Annotated in this window: 18 protein-coding genes; 10 read left to right on the top strand and 8 right to left on the bottom strand. The window is 64.2% G+C overall.

All coding sequences use genetic code 11. From position 1 onward, the window contains the following. The first annotated feature begins 16 nt into the window (after positions 1-16). The 4 genes from AB4Y77_RS09700 to AB4Y77_RS09685 all read left to right on the top strand — a co-directional run bounded on the left by AB4Y77_RS09700 (position 17) and on the right by AB4Y77_RS09685 (position 5819). The gene (locus AB4Y77_RS09700; protein ID WP_442013760.1) at positions 17-1627 is read left to right on the top strand and encodes a carbohydrate-binding domain-containing protein; all 1611 of its coding nucleotides are present in this window, start codon (positions 17-19) and stop codon (positions 1625-1627) included. Positions 1628-1753: 126 nt separating this feature from the next. Then, entirely contained in the window at positions 1754-2731 is a 978-nt protein-coding gene (locus AB4Y77_RS09695; protein WP_442013759.1) for a family 43 glycosylhydrolase, read from the top strand. A 284-nt stretch (positions 2732-3015) separates the two neighbouring features. Continuing rightward, positions 3016-3516, top strand: coding sequence for a sensor histidine kinase (locus tag AB4Y77_RS09690; RefSeq protein WP_311215235.1), 501 nt, complete (start codon positions 3016-3018; stop codon positions 3514-3516). Positions 3517-3623: 107 nt separating this feature from the next. Beyond that, positions 3624-5819 carry a transglycosylase domain-containing protein gene (locus AB4Y77_RS09685; RefSeq protein ID WP_311215234.1) on the top strand — a complete coding sequence of 732 codons (2196 nt, stop codon included), beginning with the start codon at positions 3624-3626 and terminating at the stop codon, positions 5817-5819. On the opposite strand, the gene AB4Y77_RS09680 is transcribed toward AB4Y77_RS09685, so the two are convergent. From AB4Y77_RS09680 to AB4Y77_RS09660, 5 genes are all read right to left on the bottom strand, one after another. Beyond that, positions 5779-7560 (bottom strand): FAD-dependent oxidoreductase, encoded by a 1782-nt coding sequence (locus tag AB4Y77_RS09680; RefSeq protein ID WP_442013758.1) that lies wholly within the window; start codon positions 7558-7560, stop codon positions 5779-5781. The genes AB4Y77_RS09685 and AB4Y77_RS09680 overlap by 41 nt on opposite strands. Then, positions 7557-10601: an FAD-dependent oxidoreductase gene (locus AB4Y77_RS09675; protein WP_442013757.1), complete on the bottom strand. Its 3045-nt coding sequence runs from the start codon at positions 10599-10601 to the stop codon at positions 7557-7559. Before AB4Y77_RS09675 ends, AB4Y77_RS09680 begins: the two co-directional genes overlap by 4 nt. Positions 10602-10603: 2 nt before the next feature. Beyond that, positions 10604-11743, bottom strand: a complete 1140-nt coding sequence (locus tag AB4Y77_RS09670; RefSeq protein ID WP_442013756.1) for a Gfo/Idh/MocA family protein — start codon at positions 11741-11743, stop codon at positions 10604-10606. Between the two features lie 136 nt (positions 11744-11879). After that, the gene (locus AB4Y77_RS09665; protein WP_442013755.1) at positions 11880-13283 is read right to left on the bottom strand and encodes an MFS transporter; all 1404 of its coding nucleotides are present in this window, start codon (positions 13281-13283) and stop codon (positions 11880-11882) included. A gap of 244 nt (positions 13284-13527) precedes the next feature. Beyond that, positions 13528-14334: an IclR family transcriptional regulator gene (locus AB4Y77_RS09660; protein ID WP_442013754.1), complete on the bottom strand. Its 807-nt coding sequence runs from the start codon at positions 14332-14334 to the stop codon at positions 13528-13530. Between the two features lie 91 nt (positions 14335-14425). Between AB4Y77_RS09660 and AB4Y77_RS09655 the strand changes: the two genes are divergently transcribed. The 4 genes from AB4Y77_RS09655 (at position 14426) to AB4Y77_RS09640 (ending at position 18466) form a co-directional block, all read left to right on the top strand. After that, positions 14426-15322, top strand: a complete 897-nt coding sequence (locus tag AB4Y77_RS09655) for a LysR family transcriptional regulator (RefSeq protein ID WP_442013753.1) — start codon at positions 14426-14428, stop codon at positions 15320-15322. Positions 15323-15434: 112 nt separating this feature from the next. Then, positions 15435-15743 (top strand): YciI family protein, encoded by a 309-nt coding sequence (locus tag AB4Y77_RS09650; protein ID WP_442013752.1) that lies wholly within the window; start codon positions 15435-15437, stop codon positions 15741-15743. Between the two features lie 9 nt (positions 15744-15752). Then, positions 15753-16847: an alcohol dehydrogenase catalytic domain-containing protein gene (locus AB4Y77_RS09645; RefSeq protein WP_442013751.1), complete on the top strand. Its 1095-nt coding sequence runs from the start codon at positions 15753-15755 to the stop codon at positions 16845-16847. Next, entirely contained in the window at positions 16844-18466 is a 1623-nt protein-coding gene (locus AB4Y77_RS09640; protein ID WP_442013750.1) for an FAD-dependent oxidoreductase, read from the top strand. Before AB4Y77_RS09645 ends, AB4Y77_RS09640 begins: the two co-directional genes overlap by 4 nt. 198 nt (positions 18467-18664) lie before the next feature. Here AB4Y77_RS09640 and AB4Y77_RS09635 read toward each other — a convergent pair whose 3' ends face one another. Next, a complete protein-coding gene (locus AB4Y77_RS09635) occupies positions 18665-19396 on the bottom strand; it encodes a glutamine amidotransferase (RefSeq protein WP_442013749.1) in 732 nt (243 codons plus the stop codon). 148 nt (positions 19397-19544) lie between these two features. On the opposite strand from AB4Y77_RS09635, the gene AB4Y77_RS09630 reads away from it, so the two are divergent. Both AB4Y77_RS09630 and AB4Y77_RS09625 read left to right on the top strand, forming a co-directional pair. After that, entirely contained in the window at positions 19545-20783 is a 1239-nt protein-coding gene (locus AB4Y77_RS09630) for an MFS transporter (protein WP_442013748.1), read from the top strand. Positions 20784-20953: 170 nt separating this feature from the next. Further along, on the top strand, positions 20954-22267 hold the full coding sequence (locus tag AB4Y77_RS09625) for an ammonium transporter (RefSeq protein WP_311213649.1): 1314 nt from the start codon (positions 20954-20956) through the stop codon (positions 22265-22267). A 139-nt stretch (positions 22268-22406) separates the two neighbouring features. On the opposite strand, the gene AB4Y77_RS09620 is transcribed toward AB4Y77_RS09625, so the two are convergent. Both AB4Y77_RS09620 and AB4Y77_RS09615 read right to left on the bottom strand, forming a co-directional pair. Beyond that, positions 22407-23003: a J-domain-containing protein gene (locus tag AB4Y77_RS09620; protein WP_311213648.1), complete on the bottom strand. Its 597-nt coding sequence runs from the start codon at positions 23001-23003 to the stop codon at positions 22407-22409. A 191-nt stretch (positions 23004-23194) separates the two neighbouring features. Next, complete coding sequence (locus AB4Y77_RS09615) at positions 23195-25492, bottom strand: SulP family inorganic anion transporter (protein WP_442013747.1); 2298 nt, start codon at positions 25490-25492, stop codon at positions 23195-23197. Positions 25493-25778: the final 286 nt, after the last annotated feature.

The raw sequence follows: 25778 nt of genomic DNA, 5'->3' as shown, positions 1-25778 counted from the left end.
GACTTAGGAACCCACCATGCGCTCTTTCCGTACCGCCCTTTCCGTTGCCGCCGTCGCCCTGGCCGTATCGTTGGCAGGTTGCTCCACGGCCGCCACCAGCTCAACGTCCACCGGCACCACTGGCACGTCCACCACTACGACCACCACCCAGCAGGCAGTCACCGCCGCCACCATCGAGGAAGACACCCATTACGACAGCGACGACCTCACGTGGGACGCCGCAACTGAAGTGGCCATCAGCCTGGCCGACGGCGGCAGCAAAGTGACGTCGTCGTCCTCCACCGGCGTGGCGGTAGACGGCAACACCGTGACCATCAGCGCGGCTGGAACCTACAGGCTGAGCGGCTCGCTCAGCGACGGCCAGATCGTGGTGGCCGCGGGAGAGGAAGACACCGTGCGGATCATCCTGGACGGCGTGGAACTGGGCAACTCCGCAGGTTCGCCATTTGTGGTGCAGAGCGCGGACGAAGCAATCGTGTACTTGCAAGACGGCAGCACCAACACGTTGACTGACGCCACCACCTACGCCGACCAGGGCGAAGACGCCCCCAACGCTGCGCTCTACTCCATGGCCGACCTGACCATCGCCGGGACCGGTTCCCTCACCGTCAACGGAAAAGCCAATGACGGCATCGTGTCCAAGGACGGCTTGGTGATGGCTTCCGGCAAGGTCACCGTGGACGCTGTGGATGACGGCATCCGCGGCAAGGACTACACAGTCCTGCTGGACGGCGCCTACCAAGTGACCGCGGGCGGCGACGGAGTAAAGGCGGACAACGAGACGGACGAAGGCCGCGGTTGGTTGCTGGTCAGTGGCGGCTCACTGACCGTCAACGCAGGCGACGACGGCGTAAAGGCCTTCAACACCCTCACCATCTCCGGCGGGACCGTCACCGTAGCCGAGTCGGAGGAGGGGCTGGAAGCGCAGCACATTGCCATCTCCGGCGGCGACGTCACCGTCACGGCGAACGACGACGGCGTGAACGCCTCTGGCGGTTCGTCCACCTCCACTTCCACTGACGCCGGCGCCGGCGCGGCTGGCGGCGGTATGGGTGGACCGGGTGGTGGCGGCATGGGTGGCGGAGAGATGGCAGCCGGCGACTACAGCGTGGATGTGTCCGGCGGAACGCTGACCATCAACTCCGAGGGCGACGGTCTGGACTCCAATGGCAGCGCCACCATTTCGGGCGGCACCGTGGTGGTCAACGGCCCCACCAACGACGGCAACGGCGCACTGGATGTGAACGGCGAGCTGGTAGTCACCGGCGGAACCGTGGCAGCAGCAGGCAGCGCGGGCATGGCGGTCACACCGGGGACCTCGTCCACGCAGTCCGGCGTGCAGCTGACCTTCGACTCGTCGGTATCCGCCGGCACTCCGGTGCACATTGTGGACTCCTCCGGTGCCGTGGTTGCCACGTTCGTGACCACCAAGACCATTGCGTCCCTGGTGTTCTCCTCCTCGGCCATCACGGACGGGGAAAGCTACACGGTGTACACCGGGGGCAGCGCCGATGCGAAGGCCGGGGTAACCACGGGATCCACGGATGGAGCTGAGGAACAGGGAACAGTGACCGCCGGTCAGTACACCCAGTCACAGGGTCCGGGCGGCGGTGGCGGCCGCTGGTAAGTATGACGGCACGTTTGACGCAATGGGCGGGCAGGATTTCGATCCCGCCCGCCCATTGACGAGCTGTCCAGCGTTGCCTAGTGTTGCTTTGTTAGCGCTAACAAACACTTTCCGGCAAGGACCCCTGTGAGCAACAATGCCAACACTCCGGTGAAGTCACCCCTTTTCAGGGACCCCATCGAGGACGGTGCCGCGGATCCAACCGTGATCTACAACCCGCTCGAGAAAGCCTGGTGGATGATCTACACCAACCGGCGCACCACAGTCCCGTTCGAGGACGGCCTGAGCTGGCTCTACGGGTCCAAACTGGGAGTCGCATCGTCATCCGACGGCACGCACTGGGACTACCGCGGGACCCTGGAGGGACTGGACTTCGAGTGGGGCCACAACACCTTCTGGGCCCCGGAAATCTTTGAGCACGCTGGAACCTTCCACATGTACGTCAGCTACATCCGCGGCATCCCCGCCCACGGCAACCCGCATTCCATGGAGATCCATCACTACACCAGCCCGGACCTGCTGGCATGGGAACATCATGGAGTGGTGCCGCTGAGCTCCAACCGGGTCATCGATGCCTGCGTCCATGAACTCCCTGGCGGCGGCTTTCGCATGTGGTTCAAGGATGAGGTGCGCGGATCAGAGACCTGGGCTGCGGACAGCGACGACCTCCACCAATGGACCGTTCGCGGGCACGTCCTGACCACGCCCACCGGTCATGAAGGGCCCAACGTTTTTCAGCTTGGCGGCTGGTACTGGATGATCGTGGACACCTGGTCCGGCCAGGAAGTGCACCGTTCCAATGACTTGGATTCCTGGACGAAGCAAGGGACCATCCTCGCAGGCAGCATCGGGGACACCTTCCGGCGCACTGACGACGTGGGACCGGGGCTGCACGCGGACGTAGTGGTCAATGATGACCGGGCTTGGGTCTTCTACTTCACCCACCCGGACCGCGTCGGCGCCAGCCATCCCACGATCCAGAGCCGGCGATCTTCGATCCTCGTTGCTGAGCTCACCGTGACCGATGGCATACTACGTTGCGACCGGGACGCCGACGCGCCGCTTCTCCTCGCGCAGCCCTCCGGATTCAGCGTGGCTTCCTGACCTCCTTTGAAGCCCATAGCTCCCAGATTCAACCCATTTCGGCTGCATTCGAGCCGCCATCCTTTCAAAGAGGGTCACGAAGCCACAGCCCCCGACGACGGCACTCGCCTGCCGTCGTCGGGCGCTTTTACACGCGCCCAGCACGAGCTCGGCCGCCCCCGCAAGCCTCCCCCACAAACTTGATGCGAACTTGAGCCAAACGAAAAGGTTCCTTGATATAGCGGCGCCACGCTGGAATCAGTCGGAACACCAATACCGAGGGGTTTCGGCAACGAATCTCAAGTATGAAAGACAACGACGTGGGGGACGCAATGGAGCAGTCATCAGCACTCAGTGAGGTAGTTGCCGTCAAGGGCATCATCCAGGACCAACACCCCGTGGATTTCTACGCTCTGGGCGTCGCCGGATGCATTGACCGGCTCGCCGCGCCGCTCCGTCGGACCGGCATCACCGTCCACTGGCACACCCCTCATCACGGCATCGAGATCTCCTCTTCGGCCGCCGCACTCCTTTATCACGTGGCGCAGGAGACTTTCAGCAACACCCTCAACTACGCCAACGCCAACGAGCTCACCGTCCGCCTCAACGCTGTTTACCACGGCATCCAGCTCACCATTACGGACGATGGCAGCGGTTTCGAGATCCATGCCGCGCCCAGCGGCCGGCGGCACGGTTTCGGCCTGCTGCTGATGTCCATCGCAGTGCACGACGCCGGCGGGACAGTAGACATCGACTCTGAACTTGGGCGGGGCACCAGTGTGAGGGTCACGCTGCCGCTGGATTGAGTCCGATTTGGGACCTTATTTGGGCTCCCAAGCATGGCCCAACCGCGTTGCCGGACGTATTCTGTAGCTACTTTTCAGCCTGACATCCCGACGGATTGGCACGAAAAATGGCGCAGAACAAGGGTCCAAAAATAGGTCTCGGAAAGGTCCTTCTCAGGGTCTTCGGGTACTTCCTGGTGAGCATCCTCTGCGGTGTGCTGATCTCCGGGCTGGTGGTCCCCGTGGTGGCGTTCACCAGCACCACCGTGGGCGGGTCGATTGGATTCTATGAAGACCTGCCGAGCGAACTGAACGTCGATTCGCCCTCACTTTCGAGCACTGTGGTGTCCGCAGACGGGCAACACATCGCCACTTTCTATGCAGAAAACCGCGTCAAGGTTCCCCTGGAAGAGATGTCGCCGTTCATCCGGGAAGCCATCGTGGCGATCGAGGACAGCCGCTTTTACGATCACGCCGGCGTGGACGCGCAGGGCATCATCCGGGCGTTGAGCTCCAACCTCACCAAAGGCACGCGGCAAGGGGCTTCCACGCTGACCCAGCAATACGTCACCAACGTGCTCAACGAGTCGCGGCTGTCCGAGGGCCGTCCTGAAGAGGTGGTGCTCAGCGGCCAGAAAACCATGGGAGACAAACTCCGCGAGGTCAAACTCGCCCTCGAATTGGAGAAGCGGTTCAGTAAGGACCAGATCCTTGAGGGGTACCTGAACATCGTGTTCTTTAACCGGGATGCCTACGGTATTGAAGCTGCCTCGCGCTATTTCTTCAGCGCGTCCGCGAAGGACTTGACCCTGCCGCAAGCGGCGCTCCTTGCGGGCTTGGTCAACGGTCCCAGCATTTACGACCCCACCGTTGACCCGGAGGCGGCGGTGAACCGGCGCAACCTCGTTCTGGACCGGATGGTGGAACAAGGCAAGATCACGGCAGTGGACCACGGAGTGGCAGTAGCAACACCCGTAGAACTGAACATCACGCCCTCACGGCAGGGGTGCGCGGGAGCAGCGATCGCCACCTACTTCTGTGACTACGTCTCCCATTTGATCCTCAATGACGAGACCTATGGTTCCACCGTCAACGAGCGCGAGCGCCTGCTCTACCGGGGTGGCCTCACCATCACCACCACCCTGGACAGCAGGCTCCAAGCCGTTGCCCAGGCCCAAGTGGACGCCTCGGCCGGGGACAATCCGGACAAGTGGGGCGCGGCCATGACCACCGTGCAGCCCGGTACCGGCAAGATCCTGGCCATGGCGCAGAACACGGTCTTCGTGCCGCAGGAAGGAAAGTACGACACCCAATTGAACTTCAACGTGGATGCCAAGGACGAGAACGGTTACGACCTCAACGGGGCCGGTGGTTTCCAGCCCGGGTCCACCATGAAGCCGTTCATCTATGCCGAATGGCTCAACCAAGGCAAAAACCCTACAGCCGTGGTTGACGCCTCACGCAGGGTCTACCCCGTTGGATTCCCCTGGCGGTCCAGCTGCGGAAGGGTGATGGGCGGCTACAGCTCCGCCCAGAAGGCACAGAACCTGGGCGCCGACGACGACCTGCAGAACAACGATGTGGGTTACTACCGTGCCATGCCCATCAACTACGGCCTTTACAACTCCATCAACACCGCAACGTTCGCTACGGCAGCACAGTTGGACTTCTGCGGCATCCAGAAAATGGTGGACACAGTGGGCCTGCACAGCGGCCTCGACAACGCCCCGGTGAACATGCACCAGATCGGAAACCTGCTGGGCTCCATCGGCGTGGCGCCTTTGGTCCTTGCGAGTGCCTACGCAACCTTCGCCAACGACGGCACGTACTGCGCGCCCCTTGCCATCACGGAGATCAGCGATGCCCAGGGCCGCCAGTTCGAAGCCCAAACGCCCGAGTGCCGGGAGGCGGTGAAACCGGCCGTAGCCCGTGGCGTCAATGCAGTCCTGCAGGATGTCCTCAAGATGGGGTCCGGCGTGTGGATTGAGCCCAGGGTCCACACCAAGGTTCCTGCTGCCGCCAAGACCGGCACGTCCAACAACAACGGAGCGACGTGGGTGGCCGGCTACACCACCACCCTCGCCACGGCGTCGTTCTTTGGAGATACCACCGCGGGTCAGCAGCGCGCTGGGCAAAACGTCACCATCAACGGGAAGTTCTACAAGTCCTTGGACGGCTACATGATCGCAGGCCCGCAGTGGGCCAACTACATGGTGGAGGCCACGTCCCTCTACCCAAGCGGGCCTTTCGCGGCACCTGCTCCCCCTCCGGCCCCGGCACCCGTCACCACGGTGCCCGCGGTTCCGCGCCTGACGGGACGGTAGCGCGTGTGCCGTCGTCCTCGTAGCTGTCCACGCCGGCGAGGTGCCGGCCCGCAATGTACCCGAACGTCAGCGCCGGGCCCAAGTTGATGCCGCCCGCGGGGTAGTGCCCGCCCATGACGTTGGCTTGGTCGTTGCCGGCGACGTACAGGCCCTCGATGGGGTCGCCGCCGCTGTTGAGCGCCCGTGACCAGCCATCCGTGTCGACCCCCGCAAAGGTACCGAAGCTGCCCGGCACTACCCGCACCGCGTAGAACGGACCTTTCTCGAGGGGCCCCAGTGACGGGTTCGGCCGGTTGGTGGGGTCGCCACCGTAGCGGTTGAAGGCTGTCCCGCCACGTCCAAACCCGGGGTCGACGCCGTCGCGTGCGTTGGCGTTGAACCCCGCCACAGTGCGGCGCAACCCGCCAGGGTCTATGCCGCACTTCGTGGCAAGTTCTTCCAGCGTCCGGCCCTTGAGGAGGTACCCGGAACGCAGGTAGGGGAACAACGGGACGGGCAGCGGTTTGGCCATTCCCAGCGGGAATTTACGCACGAACCGACTGTCCGCGATCTGCCACGACTCCACGGTCTCCCCTTCCGGCGTCGCTGCGATGAGTGCCTCAACGTAGTCGTAGTAGCCGTTGGCCTCGTTCACGAACCGCTTCCCATCCGAACGGACACCGATGCTGCCAGGTTTGGCCCGGTCCATGATGTGCGGGAACACACCGGTCCGGCCGTTGCGGTGCGGCACCAACGACACCGGACACCACGCAGCCGGCGACTTCACGTCGGTCCTGAAACGGGCTCCCACTGATTCGGCCAGGGTGATGCCATCGCCCGTGGTCTCGCGCGGGGAAAGCGTCCAGTGCTCCCGGCCGGTAGGCGTCTTGGGAAACAATTCCTTGCGACGCCGAATATCGTTGGGGAAACCGCCGGTGGCAAGCACGACGCCGCGGCCCGCGTTGATCTGGAGCTCGCCTTCCGGGGAACGTACGACGGCGCCGGTCACCTTGCCGTTGTCGTCGCTGAGCAACGCCGTGGCAGGGGTGGAGACGCGGATGTCGACGCCCAGGTCATCTGCGGACTTCATGAGCCTGCCGGTGAGCGCCGTGCCGTTGACCAGCTGCATGTTGCGGCGGTGGGTGAGCAGGTCAAGGAGGTGGAAGCCGAAGCGCCACCCCGCGTGGAAGATCCCTTTGAGGTTTCCCTGTGATGCTGAGAGGAACTTGCTGAGGTCCGGCCCTGCCATGATGCCCATGCCGAGGAAGGATGTCTCGTACAGCTGATGACGCATCTTGGCACGCACAGCCGGCTTGATGGTCCGGGCGTTGAGAGGTTTGGGGCCTACAGAGCGGTTTCCCGTGCCAACGCCTGGGAGGTTGCCGTAGATGTCGTTGATCCTGCTGCCCGGAACGAACTGCAGTGACGTCTTTTCCTGGAAGAACCCCACCATGTGCGGGGCAGCCTCGAGGAAGGCCTCCACGTTCTGCTCCCGGTAGTCGTCGCCCAGGACGGCGCGGAGGTAGGTCCGGAATGACTCTTTGTCTTCGTTGACGCCCTCGGCTTTCGCCAGTGGGTTACCGGGGGCCCACGCCCAGCCACCGGACCACGACGTTGCGCCGCCGCAGACTCCGGACTTTTCCACGACGATGACTTTCAGCCCGTGGTAGGCCGCTGTCACTGCCGCAGCGAGGCCTCCGGCTCCTGAACCAATGACGAGGACATCGCAGTCAAGGGTGGGAAGGTTCGGGGTGCTGTTCATGTGGTGCTCCAGGTAAATGCGGGGGTGGTGAGGACTGAGGTGGCTGCTGCCTTCAGCTGTTTGGCCCAAGCGAGTTCGCCCATGGCGGCCACTCTGCTTCCGGAAGGGGTTTCGACGCTGACGGGGATGTCCCCGGGGAACGACGCGAGCAGGGCCGGGAGGTCGAATTCGCCTTCCCCGGGCACACCGCGCTCCGAGCGGGACTCAAGGATCAGCCCTTCCCTGCTGGCCGGCGGTATGGCCGGACCGTCGCAGAGTTGGATCATGGGGACCAGGTCCGCGGCATCCTCGAGGTGGGCCCACGTGCCGCCGAAGCGGTTGACATGGAGGGCGTCCACCACGATTTTGCAGCCTGCACGGTCCGCGAGTTCCACAGCCTGCGGGATCGATCGGACGGCCTGATAAGCGATGGGCTCCAGCGTAGGGACGATCCCGTACGCTTTGCCGTCCTGCGTCATCTGCGCGAGGTGGTCCCCGAATCGGTCCAGGTCCGGATCCGCGCAAGCGACAGTCAGCGTGGACGCTCCCAGCGCTTGGCCCGCCTCCATCATGCGCAGCCATGCTTCGCGTTGATCGGCGCCATTCTGCAGGCCGGTTCCGTCCAGAAGCAGGAACTCGATGTCTTCAACGGTGATCCCCGTGTCGTCCATTCGAGCCAGGGTTTCGCGAAGCATGGGCGAGCCGGGCTGTAGGTTGTACGGACGCTCAGTTGGTGTCACTGGACGCACCCGTGCGCCGATGAAGTCGAACCCGGCCTCAGCGGCGATTGTCACCAGATCCGGGGGCGCGGTTCCCACAAGTGAAAGCTGCGCAAGTCCGAGCCGGCGTATTGGGGTGCCGAGGGGTGGAATGGCAACAGGGGAAGAGGCCCCGGGAGCAGCGGGATCGCCGGTCCGCTGCGAGATCACCGGAAAGCTCCGGCGATCTGACACGGTTCCAGCGCCTTCGGCACCATCAGTCTCGGCACCATCAGTGTCAGCACGGGCAGCCAAAGCAGCAGCAATCCGCTGAGCGGCGTCGTACCCGCTCTTGACCGCGTTGGACACAATGGCCGCTGCAGTGTCGACGACGGTTCCGGCCATTGCGACAGGAATGGACGCTGACCGGCTGAGCTCCGCTTCCCGTTGCTCCACAGTGAGTGGTCCGTCCAACGGCAGCACGGAGCGGGAAACAAGCAGCTCCCCCGGGGCGTCGATCCACTCCTCGCCCATGCCGGAACGGCTGATGCGTACCCGGCCGTCGTCGAACTCCTCGATGGTGCTGGACAGGAGGATCCGCACACGAGGATTGGCCTCAAGGCGCGGCACAGCCAGGATCTTGGCGCGACGTCCCGACTCTGGGGCCAGCGCTTCCTGCGGTCCGATGATCAGCACAGCGGTCCCCTGCGAAGCGAGGGTATCGGCCACGCTCATGGCCACGGAATCAGCACCCCAGATGGTCACAGCCTCCGGTGCCGTGCCAGCCGAACCCAACGTGCCAGCCGAATGGGCTGCGCCAGCCTCCGAAACCGGCGAACCGCCGTCGAGGATCTCCGGGTGCTTCGCGAGCCAGTCCCGAATATCGGTAACACGCGGTGAATCACTGCCAACAAACCCAGCCGCCGGCCGACGACCACCAGTAGCGATGACCACTGCGTCGGCCCCGAAATCGCGGGCCAACGCTCCGGCGTCGGACGTGTCGGCGCGGGTACCCAAGCGGACGTCCACGCCGAGGCGCTCGTTTTCCGAGGCTGACCAGTCGGCAAAACGGTGGAAGTCGGGCGTGGACTTCATGCGCTCGGCGAGGGCGAACTGCCCGCCCGGCCGCCCGCCGTCGTCCACGAGTGTGACGCGGGCGCCGGCTTCGGCGAGTTCGCGGGCTGCGGTGAGCCCGGCGGGTCCGGCACCCACCACCAGCACGCGCGAGGCGGAGCGGACGGCCGGAGTTGAAACGGGTACACGCGAACGCCCCACGGCAGGGTTGACCGTGCAGGTGACTTGTCCGAGTCCCAGGTTGTCGATGCAGACGTTGCACGCGATGCACGGCCGGTAGCGTCCGCCGCGCAGCACGCCGACAACAAAAGCAGGATCGGCATGGATGGCGCGCGCCAGGCTCACGAAGTCGCAGGTGCCCTTCGAGAGGACGTCTTCAATGACTTCCGGGCTGTTGAGCCGTCCGGCCATACCCAAGGGGAGACCGAATTGGCGGTAGGCCTGGGCGTAGTCGGACAGGATTCCGGGCTTCCACTCCCCCGACTGGACAATCCATTCGCCGGCGTCGTAGCTGCCCGCGGAAAGATCCAGGAAGTCGAGTTTGTCCAGGTGGGCTTTTCCGATGATGGCCACTTGTTGTTCGGCGCTGATGCCGTCGGCCGGACCTTCCAGCACGGAGACCCGCATGCCCACGATCGTGTCCGGCACCGCCTCGCGAACGGCATCGATAACCAGGTTCATGAAGACCTCCGGCGCCGCGAACTGGTCCGTGCGGTGGTTGGAAATGGGCGACATGAACTGGTGGATCAGGTAACCGTGGGCGCCGTGGAGATTGATGACGTCGAAGCCTGCAGCCACAGCGCGTTTCGCCGCAGCAGCGTAGGCGGCCACGAGTTCGTAGCATTCAGCTGCGGTGAGTTCCCGCGGAACCTCGCCGCCCGCCGTCGGGCACGGAACCGGCGACGGCGCGAGGTTCTTGAACCCGGACACCGCGGTTTGCGCGGTGCGGCCACCGTGGTTGAGTTCGACGGCGGCCAGCGCACCTTCGGCGTGCAAGGCGTCGGTGAGGCGGCGGAGCCCGGGGATCATGTCATCCGTGTGAAGGCCGAGTTGGTGCGTGCGGCCCTTGCCGTCGGCGCGGACATACGTCGCTTCGGTGGTCACCATGCCAAGGCCGGCCTTGGCGCGGGTCACGAGGTAGTCGATGTACTGCTCGGTGATGTGCCCATCCGTGGTGCCGTAGTTACGTTCCATGGGGGCCGATGCGAGGCGGTTGCGGAGTGTCGTGGGGGTCCGGCCGTTGCGGCCCAAGGTCAGTGGCATTCCCGCTGCGGGCGTGGTTGAAAGCATGGTCAGCGAGCCACCTTTTCCCGGCCGCGCAGCTCGGGAATGGCTGCGTGGGTGGGCTGTACTGCGGCGAAGCGGACTGGTTGGCCGGTGCGTGAGGATTCGTAGACTGCCAGCAGGATCCGCAAGGATTTCAGCGCGTCCTTGCCCGTGATGGCCGGTTCGGTGCCGGTTTCCAGCGCATGCACGAAGTCCTTGACCTGCAGTTTGTGGAACGGAATCAGCTGGCCGTTGATGACGGACAGGTCAACGTTCGGTTCAACGCCTTCAGGATGGACAGGCTCGACGACGATCCGCTCACCCACCGCCCACAGGTCCAGTCGGCCATCGCTGCCTTCCGGAAATTCCGTCAGTGAAGCCGAAGCCCCCGTTTCGCCGGTAATGCGGAGCTGGATTCCGAGGTTGGGCGATACCGCGGTGGAGGCCTCTAATGTTGCCATTGCTCCGGAGGTGAAGGTGATCACGGCCGTCGCGGAGTCTTCTACCTCTATATAGTCGCCGTGGCGGTAGGTGTTGACCTTCCCGTAGACCTCGGCCACGTCCCCCAGATACCACTGGAGGAGGTCGATTTGGTGCACGGCCTGGGACATCAGGACCCCGCCGCCATCATTCTCCCAGGTGCCACGCCAGGCGTCCCGGTTGTAATACTCCGGGGCGCGGTGCAGCATGATCGAGCACTGGGCCATGATCGCCTTGCCCAGTGTGCCGTCGTCGATCGCGGTGCGGATCTTCTGCGACGCCGGCCAGAAGCGGCGTTGGAAAAGGACCCCCAGCTGGACTCCGGTATCTTCACACGCCGCCACCATGCGTTCGGCAGACTCCAGTTTGGTAGCGATGGGTTTCTCGCAGAGAACGTTGACGCCTGCTGCGGCAGCCCTCAGCACCACGTCCTCGTGGGTGGGGTGCGGAGTGCAGACGGAAACGATGTCCAGGTCCAGGGCGAGGAGTTCGTCCACACTGGTGACCGCATGCGGGATTCCCCAGCTCTTTGCTGTTGCCGAGGCCCGGTCCGGGTCGACATCGCAGACGCCCACAATCCGGACGTTGTCCAAGGCAGTGAAAGCTTCCAGGTGGTTGCGGGAAATGGCGCCGCAACCCGCGATTCCTACGCGGAAGGTGCGGGCTGCCGGTGCTGGCGAAGTCATGGGGTGTTCCAACTTTCGGGGCATATGAGTCGGTTGCTTGGCTGAGTCGTTTGCTTGGATGTGAAGGTAAGGGACGGTGCCGGGCGGCTGGGAGCTGCCGCCCGGCGTCGTGCGTTGCGTTCTGCTTGTGTCGTAGCTACTTGAGGGAACTGCGCGGCTTGCCGAGGTCCTCCAACGGGACGTTGTAGGTTTCCCGGGCCGTCATGATGGCGATGGCCGAGGCCACCAAGCACAGGATGGTGAAGCCCGCTACAGGCCACCAGCCGTTCGGTCCGGGCTGGGCCAGCAGCGTTGCGATGGCCGGTGCGAAGCCGGCCAGGATCAGGCCGATCTGGCTGCCGATCGCCATACCGGAGTAACGGACCGCCGCGGGGAACATCTCGGGGAAGAACACCGTCCACACGCCGTTCCAGCAGGAGTAGAAGACCGTCATGTTCAGGAAACCGAACAGGAAGATCAGAGCGATGTTCTGCTCGCTGATCGCCCAAAAATAGCCGATCGTAGTCAGTGCACAACCGACCGCGCCCACCAGGAGGACCTTCTTGCGGCCAATGCGGTCCGAGATCATGGCCGAGATGGGGATGGTCACCATGGACAAGCCGATAGTTACTGCGTTCACGGTGAGCATGAGGGTGCGGTCGATGCCTACTGCGGGGCCGGTGGCGTAGGCCAGGGCATACACGGTGAAGGTGGTCTGCATGACCGAGAACAGCATCACCACGCCAACGCGCAGGACGTCGCGCCACTGGGTTTTCATGACTGCCACGGCGGGTATGGCCTTGGGCTTGTCATGCTCCACGATTTCCTCGAACACCGGCGGCTCGTCCAGCCGCGTCCGGATCCAGTAAGCCACTCCAAGGACCACTACTGAGAGCCAGAACGGTACCCGCCAGCCCCAGCTGAGGAGCTGCTCCTCGGGCAGGGCTGCCAGCGGGATGAAGACGATGGTGGACAGCACCATTCCCGAGGCGTATCCGGTCATCACGAAACTGGTGAAAAACGCGCGGCGGCCTTCGGGTGAGTGTTCCATGGTGAGGGTCGAGGCACCTGCGGCCTCAGCGCCGGCAGAGAAGCCCTGGGCCAGCCGGCCCACCAGCAACAATGCCGTTGCCCAGTAGCCGATTTGTCCATAGGTGGGCAGGAATCCGATGCCGATGGAGGCGACGCCCATGATCACCAGCGTGACCATCAGCGCCTGTTTCCGGCCGATCTTGTCACCGTAGTGGCTCATCACCAATCCGCCGAGTGGCCGGGCAAGGTAGCCCACGCCGAACGTCGCCATGGCTCCGAGCAATGCCACTACGGGGTCACCGCCGGGGAAGAAGATCTTGGGGAAGATCAGGGCTGCGGCAGTGCCGTAGATGAAGAAGTCGTAGTACTCCAGGGTGGATCCAAGGAAGGAGGCGAGTGCCGCCTTCTTGGGCATTTTGACGTGGTCAACCGGGGCTGTTCCACCCGGCGCTGTTCCACCCGGCTCTGTTCCAAGCGGCGAGGCCGCATTGTTGACGTCCGAGGGCGAGTGCTGCTGCACGTGTCCCATACTGTCTCCTCATTGAGTGCCGCGGGAAGTGGCACCGCCATGGTGCCTTGCCCGGCAAAGAATTGAACGAGGCCCAAACCGCCGGCTGCTGCTTTGTTGTGCAGCCCGCCCGGTGGCCGTTGATAACGACCCCCATAGCTGTGCTCCAGATCACAGGCGGTTGTTCCTCTGGAATCGACTGTAGGACCCAGGTCACACGGCGCGGGGAAACTTCCCGTTGAACGGGACAGCTCTGTTTGCCTGACTACTCAGGGGCCTGCTGGGACAACCACGGACGGGAGCCGTACGGCCGGCGCTCGGCACCCATGGTCCGGGACAAGCCGCGGCCCGCGGCCACCAGGACCGGGAGTATCAGTCCGGCGTCTTCGTCCACTGAAGGCACGACGACCGAAATGGCACCTATGACGGCTTGGCCCTGGCCAAACACCGGCACGGAATAGGCCGTGTTCTCCTCAACCAGGACACCCACCAAACGTGCATAGCCACGCTCGCGGATCTGGGCGAGGTGGTTCCTGGTCCTGGCAGGGTCCACCTCCGTTGCCTCCGTGGTCTTCTCCAGCTTTCCTGCCAGGAAACGGTCCTGCACCCAGCCCGGCATGTGCGCCATCATGGCCATGCCCGACGACGTGGTGTGGATGTCCAGGCGACCGGCAACCTGGGCCAGGTTCATGACCGTTCCATGCCTGTCGAGGCGTTCGAGGTAAAGCACACTGTTGGTTTCCACGTCCGGAATGGACAGGGCCACGTGTTCCCGCACGGCCGCGTGGACACCTTCCAGGAACGGCAAACCGCGGCGCCGGAATTCCTCCAAGGGATTACTGCGGGAGGCCAGTTCCCACATCTTCATTCCGACACCGAACTCGCCGGCCGCATTGCGTTCCAGGAGCCCGTTCGCCGCCAAGTCCATGGCCAGGCGATGCACTGTGCTGCGGGACATGCCGGTGATCCGGACCATGTCCTTCAAGGGAAGCCACGGCTGGCCTTTGGAAAACGCATCCATGATCTTCACGACGCGTTCGATCACGGACTCCCCCGACGCCGAGTTGGCCATGATGCCTCCGTAGTACTTTCCGGCCGTCGCAACCCCGGACCTCAAAACCCAATATAGCCTTGCACTGAAGCGCGACAATCCGGGAGGCAACGTGGAACTGCGGCAAATTGAGGCCTTCCTGGCAGTAGCCGAGGAATTGCACTTCGGCAGGGCGGCGGAACGGCTTCGCATGGCCCAGTCGCCGTTGAGCCAAACCATCAAGAAGCTAGAAAAGGGCCTGGGTGCACCGCTCTTTGAACGCAACACCCGGTCCGTCACGCTGACCACGGCCGGGCATTCCCTGTTGCCGCACGCCCGCAAAATCCTGGACGAAGTGGACCTGGCACGCAGGGCTGTCAGCGCCGGAACCGGGACCATCTACGGCAAGCTCGCCATCGGCTTCTCGGGTGCGCTGAACCACGCCACGCTCCCTCCGCTGACGCGGGCCTTGCGGCAGCGCTACCCCCAACTCGACGTGACACTTCATGGGGGTTTGCTGACCCAGGAGGCACTTCACATGCTGGGCAACGGTGCACTGGACCTCGCCTTCATCGGCCTTCCCATCGACGCGCCGTCGCTGGCCACCCGCCGGATTGCCACTGAACGCCTGGGGGTAACCCTGCCGGCAGACCACCCTCTGGCCGGACAAGCCTCCGTGGAATTGGCCGAGCTGGCCGGTGATCCGTTCATCACCATGCCTGCCGCGCAGGGGTCCACGCTTCGTGAGGTCACGTTCGCCGCGTGTGCTGCCGCCGGGTTCCGCCCCAAGATCAGCCAGGAGATCTCCGATCCTTACACGGCACTTTCCTTGGTGGCCGGTGGCGTGGGCATCAGCCTGATGCCGGAGTCCATTGAAGGGATCATGCCTGCGGGCATCGTCTTCCTGCCGCTTCAAGGCGACGACGTCCTCCTGTTTTCAGGACTCGCTTGGAACCCGGGCGCCATGTCGCCTGCCGTCCGGGCGGCACTCCAGGTGGCTGAGAACGTGCTACCAACCCCCGCGGACTAGTTCACTATGTATTTTCTGCACATGGTGAGAGATTAACTAAGTATTGGACAAGACCTAATGCGTTGCCCAGCATTGAGGAAAGCCCCACCCACTCAATGAAGAGGACAACCTCATGGCCACGTTTGCCGTTACTTACGCCTACTCCGACTCGACGTCCGCCCGCCGGGATACAGTCCGTCCCGTCCACGTGGACTTCCTCAAAGCCCAGTTCGACGGCGGGCGCCTCCTCAAGAGCGGCCCTTTCGGCCCGGAGGAATCACCAGGCGCTCTGCTGATCATCGCCGGTGACACCAAAGCCGACGTCGAAGCCCTCATGGACCAGGACCCGTTCCATCAGGCAGGGCTCATTGAGGAACGGACCGTGCGGCAGTGGAACATCTTCTTCGGCGCTGAGGCCGCGCAGCCAGCCGCGCAGAACTGAGGTCAACCAGTGCTGTCCGCGATCACCGTCTCCAAGGAGACCATTGCTTTTCGGGATTCTCCTGAGCCCACCCTTGAACCGGGCCACGCCCTGGTTCGGGTCCACAACGTCACCCTCTGCGGCACCGACCTCCATATCTGGGAGGACGACTACCCCACGGAACTCCCACTGATCCAAGGCCACGAGTTTTCCGGCGTAGTGGAGGCCCTGGCGCCCGACGAAACCAGCCCCGGCGGCCCCCGCCTTGGCGGCTCCGGGATCGGCGCTGACCAGAACATCAGCATCGGCGACCGCGTTGCCGTCAACCCCATCATCTACTGCGGCGAGTGCCGCCCGTGCCTCACCGGCCGGTACAACGTCTGCCAAAACGTGGGCTGCCTGGGCTGCTACTCGGATGGGGCACTCACAGAACTGATCAGCGTCCCGGTGCAGAAGCTGTGCCCCGTTCCCGAGGAACTCCCTCTGGACATCGCCGCCATGGGCGAACCCGCCTCCATCGCCATGCAAGCCGTCAACCGTGGCCGGCCCGAGCCCGGCGAAACCGCGCTGGTATTGGGGAGCGGCCCCATCGGATTGCTGGCCACCCTGTACCTGACGGAGCTTGGAGTCAGGGTGATCTGCGCCGACACCGAGCAGCACCGATTGGATCTTGCAGTCGAGTTCGGTGCCGCGGACACCCTGTTGGTGAGGCCGGGAAGCGACTTCCCGGATGAACACCAAGCTTTGCGTCTGGACTCCATAACCGATGGGTACGGGCCGCAACTGGTCATCGAAGCCACTGGAGTTCCTTCCTCCTTGGAGAACGCCATCAGGCTGGTTGCCAGCGCTGGCAGGATTGTCCAAGTGGGCATCTCGCCGCGGCAGGCCAACGTCTCCATGAAGGACATCCCCTACAAGGAACTGGATCTCATGGGCAGTCGCATGAGCCTCAACCTCATCCCCGACGGGCTCGCCCTGCTGTCCCGCCACCCCGAACAGGCACGCGCCCTCATGACCCACCGCTTCTCATTTGCGGAGGTGCAGAAGGCGTACCGACTGATGCAGGGACGCACCGAGAAGATCGGCAAGATCGTCATCGAGATGCCGGCGGGAACCCCCGCGTGAGCACCTCAATCCTCACGGCGCCCGAACAACTCAACGCAAGCTACGACGTCGTGATCATGGGCAGTGGCGCCGCCGGACTGGTGGCCGCAGTCCGTGCTGCCGATGCCGGGCTGAGCGTTCTGGTGGTGGAGAAAGCGCCGCTGCTGGGCGGCACCACGGCTGCCGGTGGCGGCGTGATGTGGGCACCGAACAACCATCTCGCCAAGGCTGCCGGCTACCAGGACAGCCATGCCGACGGCGTCGCTTACCTTACGGAAGCAGCCGGCCACGTGATGACCGCCCAGGAAATTGAATGGTACGTGGCCACTGCGCCGCGGGCTGTGGACTTCCTGAACCGGAACACCAAAGTGTCCATGGTTCCCATTGCCCGCCCGGATTACCACATGGAATGGAAAGGGTCCGCGGACGGTGGCCGCGGCCTGGACAACAACGCGTTCGATCCCCAGGACTACCCCGGCCTTTCGGGGCTGATTCGGCCGTCGTCGTACTTCCCGCTGCTCACCATGACCGAACGCGATGAACTCAACGGCCGTGCCGCTGATCCGATGCTGCTGGAACACCGTGCGTCCACGGGGATCCGGACCATGGGCGGTGCGCTGGTGGGGAGCCTGGTGGCGAGCGCCGTGGACCGGGGCGTGCACCTTGTGGTGTCCAGCCCTGTGGAGGACTTGTCGTCATCCGGCGCCGGGTGGAGCGTGCGCCTCGGCGGCGGTGGGACGCACGTGGCCGCGACCGCCGTCGTGCTTGCCTCTGGTGGGTTCGAATGGAATCCGCGGCTTCGCAGCGCGTTCCTGCCGTATCCGGTGACGCCCATCAGTGCTCCATCCAACGAGGGCGACGGCTTGGAACTGGGGCTCAAGGCCGGAGCGGCTGTGGAGGACATGTCTGCAGTATGGGGCGTTCCGGTGATTTCGACGACAGCCCATCAGTATGACGGTCAGCAGTCCGGGCGGATGGGAAACGTGGAAATGACGCTTCCGGGATCCATCACCGTGAACAGTGAAGGCAAACGCTTCGTCAACGAGGCCCTGAACTATCACGACGCCAGCAGGGTCTTCGCGTCGATCAACCCGCATACGGGCAGGCAACAGAACAATCCGGCGTGGTTGGTGTTTGATGCAAACTATCTGGCCAAGTACCCGGTGGCTGGCTCCGTCCCGGGCGAACCTGCTGAGTGGATGGTGTCCGCGCCAACCCTGGAACTCCTGGCCAAGGAGGTAGGCATCAATCCAGCCGGTCTCGATGCCACAGTGTCGCGGTTCAACGCCGACGCGGTTCTCGGCGTGGACACGGAACTCGGCCGGGGCGCCACTGCCCAGGACCGCTTCCTGGGCGATGCCGGGAACACCCCCAATCCTTGCCTGGCACCCCTGCTGGCCGCTCCGTTCTACGCCGTTCCCATCCGGGCAGGCGTGCTCGGTACGTCGGGCGGGTTGGCTACGGACTTCAGTGGCCGCGTGCTGGACCATCGGCAGCAGACCATCCCGGGACTTTACGCGGCCGGCAATGTCTCGGCCGGGGTCTTCCGCAACAACTACCCCGGGGGCGGCGCCACCCTTGGTTCCGCGATCACCCGCGCCTTCGCTGTTGGGGAAGATCTCGCGGCCCGGCTGAAGTAGCCAACCCCTGGGGGACGGCAACGCTCGACGGCGACCATCGCCGTCGAGCGTTCGCGTTGCGAGGCCCGCTCTGCGCGGCACTCCTAGGATGAGGGGCGCAGAGCAGGCCCCACAACACACCCTCCCTACGTTGCGAGGCCCGCTCTGCGCGGCACTCCTAGGATGAAGGGCGCACAGCAGGCCCCACAACACACCCACCTAGCGGGCGTAAAGCTCCGTGAAGTTCCTGAGCACCCGCATGGGTTCCGTTACGGACGATTCAAGGGCGGCAGCGATGAGTTCATCGGCCTCGTGGGGCGGGAAGTAGCCTGCGTTCTTGTAGATGTTGATGCGGGTGATGAGCCCGTCGGCATCCAGTTCGGGGTGGAATTGCGTGGCGTAGAGGTTGTTCTTGATGCGGAACATATGCACCGGGCAGGCCGCCGAGCTGGCCAACAGCACTGCATGTTCGGGCAGTTCGCTGCACGCTTCCTTATGACCCACAAAAGCGTCGAAGGTGTGCGGGACGCCCCGAAGCATGGGGTCCCGCTCTCCCTCGGCGGTGAGCTTGATCTCCGTGGGTCCCACGGCTTCGCCGAAGCGGCGGTCAATGGTGGCCCCTTGGTGAACACCGAGTGTCCCGACGCCGTAGCAGGCACCCAGGAACGGGAAGTCCTCGGCCACAATTCGGTCCAGGAGTGATGAGAGTTCCGTCTCAACCCGGATCTGGGCTGCGCTCTTCTCCTCCACAGGATCGCTGGACGTGTACGGGCTGCCGCCAACAATCACCCCGGAAAAGTCCGAGAGTTCAAGGGGCGGCAGAGGCCCGGATTCCAGCCGGACACGGACCAGTTCCTCCGGTTTCAGGCCGCAGTACTTGAGGTAGGCCTGGTACTCGTCATCGGCTGCAGCGTCTTCGGCGCGGGTGGCCAGTAAAAGGAAGGGCTTCACAGGCCCAGTCTGCGCGAGGAATGCCTGACGAACAAAGTGTGTTGGAGCGGAAGGGGTTTCTGACAGAGACTCCCTTGCATCGCCGTGGCTGCATAACGTTGGTAGGAACCCCGTGAAACAACAATGACTCACTCTTGAGGAGCAATCTTTGAAGCAGGATCCTTTGGTCGCCACGCACTCGCCCAAGGCGTCAGTTGCTGCACCGCAACTCCCCAAGAAGATCCCGTGGGGTGGCCTTCTGGTTCTGGCGGCAGCCGGTTTCACAGCCGTGACCACCGAACTCCTTCCCTCGGGCCTGCTCCCCCAAATCAGCCGCGACCTCGGAGTGGACGAGTCGGCGGTGGGTTCACTGACCGCGGTCTATGCGGCCATCATCGTTTTCACGGCCCTCCCGTTGTCCCGGTTCCTGGCCGGACGGCTTCCCCGGAAGACACTGCTCATTGCCACCGTGCTGGCCTTTGCCCTGAGCAATGTCCTGCTCGCTTTCAGCCCCTCCTTGGGTTGGGCCATTGGGGCGAGGCTTCTTGGCGGCATCGCCCACGGCATGTTGTGGTCCAGCATGGCACCGTATGTGGCCCGCATCGTCCCCGCTCATTCCGTGGGCAAAGCCATGGCTGTGGTCTTCAGCGGCAACAGTATTGCGTTGGCCGTCGGTGCTCCCATCGGAACGTTGATGGGTTCGCTCATGACGTGGCGCGCCTCGTTCCTGGTCCTGGCCGGGGTTGGCGTCCTGCTGGCTGTGTTGGCTTTCTGGCTGCTCCCCGGCGCCCATGACCAGGCCAGCCAGAAGACCCCATCGCTCCGGGCAGCCATGAAACTGCCCGGCGTCATTGCCATCGCCATAGCGTGGCCGCTCCTGCTGCTGGCGCACTTCACACTCTTCACCTACGTTGCTCCATTCCTTCTCGCCTCCGGGCTGCCGGAATCCGCTACGAGCCTGTCCCTTTCCGTGGTGGGCATCGCCAGCTTGGTGGGTATCTGGATTGCCGGTATGACCGCGGACTCCCGCCCGCGCACCTCGGTGATTGCCGCCGTCGGACTCTTGACCCTTGCGTTCGCCCTGTTGCCCGCGCTCGGCGGCACCTGGGTGGGCGCGTTTGGACTGATGACGCTCTGGGGCATCGCGTTCGGCGCGGTGGGCATCTACAACCAGGCGGCGATCCTCCGTGCCGGCGGTGAGCACAAGGATGCTGCCAACGGCCTGACTGTGGTGACCATCCAACTGGGCATCGCCGTCGGTGCTGTGTACGGGGCGTTTGCCCTCACCACCGTGGGCGCACAACTGGTGCCGTTGGCGGCCGCCGTTCCCACGGCGATCGCACTCGTCATCATCATCGCCAGCCGTCGCGGCGGTTACCCTGCAGGGGGTCGCGAGAAGCGCCGTTAACATTCCCGAAACACGCCAGTGACGTGATCTTCACGAACGGGAGATTTCTGTAACTTACCTGCAACTTAGCTCTTCTGAGTCTGAAACATAGCTCACCGAATATTGATCGGGGGGTTGGTGTGGGCCGTGCAACAACGGTCCCGTTTCGGACAAGCTTGAAGGGAACGCAGGTGGAGATCTCTGCGCAACACGTCTGGCTGATGTTGTCATCGGCAATGGTGCTTTTCATGACCCCGGGCCTCGGCCTGTTCTACGGCGGCATGACCCGCGCCAAGGCAGCTCTGAACATGATCATGATGAGCTTCATCTCGGCGGGCATCGTGGGTGTTGTCTGGGTCCTGTGGGGCTACTCGATGACCACCGGCGACGGCTTCCTCGGCCTGTTCGGCAACCCGTTCGCGCACTTCGGCCTGCAGGATCTCATGGGCTCACCCGATCTCATCAAGGCAGGCTTCGCTGCGACGTTTGCCATCATTACAGTGGCCCTCATCAGCGGTGCCATCGCCGACCGTGCCAAGTTCGGAGCCTGGGCTTTGTTCGTGCCGATCTGGGTGACGGTTGTTTACTGCCCGCTGGCGTACATGGTCTGGGGCGGTGGCCTCATGAGTGCAGGGGGTGCCCTCACGCAGATCTTCGGCCAGGTCATCGACTTCGCCGGTGGCGCAGTGGTTGAGGTCAGCTCCGGAACTGCCGCTTTCGTCCTCGCCTTGATCGTGGGAAAGCGTCACGGATTCGCCAAGGACCCCAACCACCGCCCGCACAACGTGCCGTTCATCATGATCGGCGCAGCCATCCTCTGGTTCGGCTGGTTCGGTTTCAACGGCGGCGCGGCCAGCACGGTGGAGCAGGCGGGCCTCATCTGGGTCAACACCCTGGTCACCCCGGCCGCGGCGATGCTGAGCTGGCTGGTGGTGGAGAAGGTCCGTCACGGTCACCCCACTTCCTTGGGTGCGGCGTCCGGCGTGGTGGCCGGCCTCGTGGCCATCACCCCGTCCTGCGCCAACATCACTCCGCTCGCAGCTCTTGGCCTGGGCCTCGTGGCCGGCGCTGCCTGCGCAGTGTTCGTTGACCTGAAGTACAAGTTCGGTTTCGACGACTCCCTCGACGTTGTGGGCGTGCACTTCGGCGCCGGTGTGATCGGCACGCTGTCCCTGGGCTTCATCGCCTTCCCCACCGAGGGCACGGCCGGCGGCCTCCTCTACGGCGGCGGTCCGCAGCAGCTGATCGCGCAGACCATGGCCGTACTGATCACCATTGCGCTCTCCGGCCTGGGCACTCTGGTCATCGGCCGGGCCATCCACAAGACCATCGGCTTCCGCGTGGCCCACGAGCACGAAGTCACCGGTGTGGACCTCACCCAGCACGCCGAGTCCGCCTACGAGTTCGGACTCACCGCCCACGGCCACTTCCGCCAGCAGCAGGCGCACCTGTCTGCTTTGATCAAGCGGAAGCCCGAAGAGGCCAAGGAAGACAGCTTCGCCTAACGGCACCCTCACCAAACAGCGGCCGACGGCGGGACCTGGGTCCCGTCGCCGGCCGCTGTTTTCTGCCGTCCCGCCCAAGTAGGTAGCAGTTGAGCGCGTTTTGAGCGGTCAAAACGCGCTCTGCTGCGACTTAGATGGGCTAGCCGGAGCCGTTCCAGATCCGCTGCCACCACGTCCGTTTGCCCGGCAGTTCGGTCTCCGGCTCGGGAGGGGCTGCGGCTGCCCGGCGTTCCCGCCACTTTTCCAGTTCAGCGTCCACGTCGCGGAGATTGGTGATCACTGGCGGCCCGCCTTGGAGTTGCCGCCGGGCCTCGATAACGCGTTTGTTGAAGTCCTCCAGCATGTCCCGCACTTGTTTATCCGTGTACTGCTGGTCCAGCTTGACGTCGAGTTCGGAGTCCTCAATCCGGAGCAGAATGGCGGGCGGACCGATCCCGCTGAGACGTTCGCGTTGGATGAGGCCCTTGACCCACCAGTCGGGATCATAGTGCTCGCCCAGCCCGGGGATTGGTTTGCCGGCGTATTTGAGGTTGTCGAACTTGCCCTGGTTCATGGCTTCCCGGATGAGGTACTCAACCCGGGCGGCGTCATCCACTTTGCGGCGTTTTTCGCGTTCCTCGGCATCGGCGGCCTCGAGCTCCGCCTCTTCCTCCGCGTTGCCGCCCCACGACCGTACGGCACGCAGTTCGGCGCCGCGCTCAAGTCGGCGCCTGAAGGCGTTGTTCTCGGCATTCACGTTCTGCCACCTCCTCGCACGGCAGCCCTCGCCTGCCGGACATCGTGATTCCAGTATTCCGCACGTTGCCGTGGTTGGGGCATGTACCCCCACCACCTGCTTTGAAACCACGACGACCCCCGACACGCCGTGAAGGCAGCGTGCCGGGGGCCGTCCGGAGCCCGAAGTGGGTGGTGGGGGTCCGGCGGAAACTAGGAGCGGACAGCCATGCTCGGATCCAACTGCTCGATACCCTCAGGCGTCACCAGCACCACCCGGGCGGTGCAGATGTCATAGAACAACCCCGTGGCCTGCACGTGACCCGAAGCCAGGGCTGGCCCAGTGACGGGGTGGTCCTCCAGCTTCCGGAGCTGCATGGCAATGTTCACCATGCTCAGCTGGTCCAGCCTGCTGTAGCCGTCGGCCTCGGCCGCGCGGGCAACAGGGTGGCCGGCGAGCAACGCCGAGTAGCTGGGACGCGCGTGCTCCAGCCAGGAATCGAATCCCGCGCCCAGGGCAGGTGCAGAACCCTCAGCATCAGCAATGACGGCCTTCATAGCACCGCAATTGGAGTGGCCACAGATGACAATCGAATCCACGGACAATGCTTTGACCGCGAAGGACAACGTGGAATCAATGGAGGCATCCCGTCCATCGCTGCACACCACGTTGCCAATGTTGCGGAGCGTGAGGAGGTCACCCGGTCCGCTGCTGGTGATCAGGTTGGGGTTGACGCGGGAGTCGACACACGCCACGAACAGCGTGTCCGGGTTCTGGCTTTCGGTGAGGTCCTGAACCAAGGGGCGGACCTTGTCTGCGTGCCGGCGATGGTATTTGTCGATGCCCAGGAGGATGGACCGCAGCGGCGGCTGCCCGCCGTCGTCGTCTGCTGTTGGATCGTCACCGGACGGCAGCCAGGACGTGCGCGGCGGCAGCGGGAATTCGCGCGGGTCCTGCCGCTGGGGAGTGTTGTCCTCAGCGTCCGTGAAAGCAGTGGTTCCGTGTTCCTCCAGAACCACGGACGCGCCGGTGTTCCGGTGCTGCTTCTGCCAAGCGACCAACGCTTCGCGGAAGGCGTGGTCCAGGTAGTCGGCGTTGAGTTCCACCACGGCGTTCTGGCCTTCGGGAACGGAGTGGAGGACGCGGTTGAGCCGGGGCAGCGCGAAGAAGCTGCACGATCCGGCGATGACAACGCGCCACGGCAGGGCCGGACCGGCGGGCGCATGGGCATTGATCTGCGCCCGGAGTACGCGCCACAAAACGCAGAGGGCGGCGAGGGCCAGGCCGATCATGACGCCTTCGAGCAAGTTGAGGACCACGACGCACACCAGGGTGACGCTGTACACCAGAAGCTCGCCGGTGCGGAGGCTGGTCCGGATGTCGGCGACCTTGATGAGCTTAGCGCCGATGACCAGCAGCAGGCCGGCCAGCACGGACAGCGGAATGAGTTGGATGAGCCCGGCGAACAGGGCGGAGAAGACGAGGACCCAGACGCCGTGCAGGATGGCGGAGGTGCGGCTCGCGGCGCCGGCTTCAACGTTGGTGGCGCTGCGGACAATCACCCCGGTCACGGGGAGTCCGCCGAGCATGCCGGAGACGACGTTGGCGGAGCCTTGGCCCACCAGTTCACGGTTGAGGTTGGTGCGCGAACCGCCGTGCATTTTGTCGACGGCGACCGCTGACAGGAGCGATTCGATGCTGGCAATCAGGGCCACCGTGATGACTGCCATGCCCGCTGCGCGCCAGTTGCCGTCGGGCAGGCTGGGGAGGGCAATGGCGTCGAAAATCGATCCGCTGAAGCTGATGCGCTCAACATTAGGAGCCACCGCTACGGACAGGGCGGTGACGGCGACGACGGCGGCCAGCGGGCCAGGCACTTTTCGCACCGCTGCCGGCAAGTATTTCCAGGCCATCAGGATGGCAACAACGGCAAGCCCCAGCAACGCCGAGTGCAGCTCCACGTTGGTGATGGCTGCTGGCAGGGCCGTCAGGTTTTCGACGGCTGACCCAGCAGCTTGGCCGCCGAGCAGCACGTGCAGTTGCTGCAGGATGATGGTGATGCCGATGCCGGCGAGCATCGCCTTGACCACCACTGGCGACACTGCCAGCGCGGCCCGGCCAATGCGGCTGACACCCATCAGCAATTGCACGACGCCGGCGCCGACCGTGATTGCGCACGTCACCGCCCAGCCGAATTCGTCCACAAGACCGGCGACGACGATGGTCAGGCCGGCTGCGGGGCCGCTCACCTGCAGTGGGGACCCGCCCAGGCTGCCGGCAACGATTCCACCAACGGCTGCGGCGATGAGCCCTGCCATGACGGGGGCTCCGGAGGCGGCGGCAATACCCAGCGACAGTGGGAGTGCGACGAGGAAGACTACGAGGGACGCGGGAAGGTCCGCGCCGAGGTTGCTGAGGAAGCTTGACTTGGCTGCACCTTTGCCCGGGTTCTTTCCCGGCGGGCTGTGGGAGTCAGTGGGGACGGTAGCGGAATCGTTGGGCTGCGGCATGGTGGTCCTTTAGCTTGGGAATGCTGACCCTTCCAAGCTACGGAACTTGTCACCGTTAATGACAACAAGATGTGACAAGCGTGACAAAAGTTGTGAAGATGCGCTTCATGTTGGGACCCACAGGAACTTTCGTGGGGGTGGAGCGCGTTGGGGCGTTCCGGGATGCGAGTCCCATGCCCGCAATAATGCGACGCGGATCACGATGCGGGCCGTACGGGCTGTAGGCTTCGCTGGTTGAAGCGATAGTCGCGCATTGGATTTTGGGGGTTGGGCCGTTGGCTGCTCG

Source organism: Paenarthrobacter sp. YAF11_1 (assembly GCF_052113445.1).
Taxonomy (GTDB): Bacteria; Actinomycetota; Actinomycetes; order Actinomycetales; family Micrococcaceae; genus Arthrobacter.
This window is presented reverse-complemented; position numbering and strand designations above follow the sequence as displayed.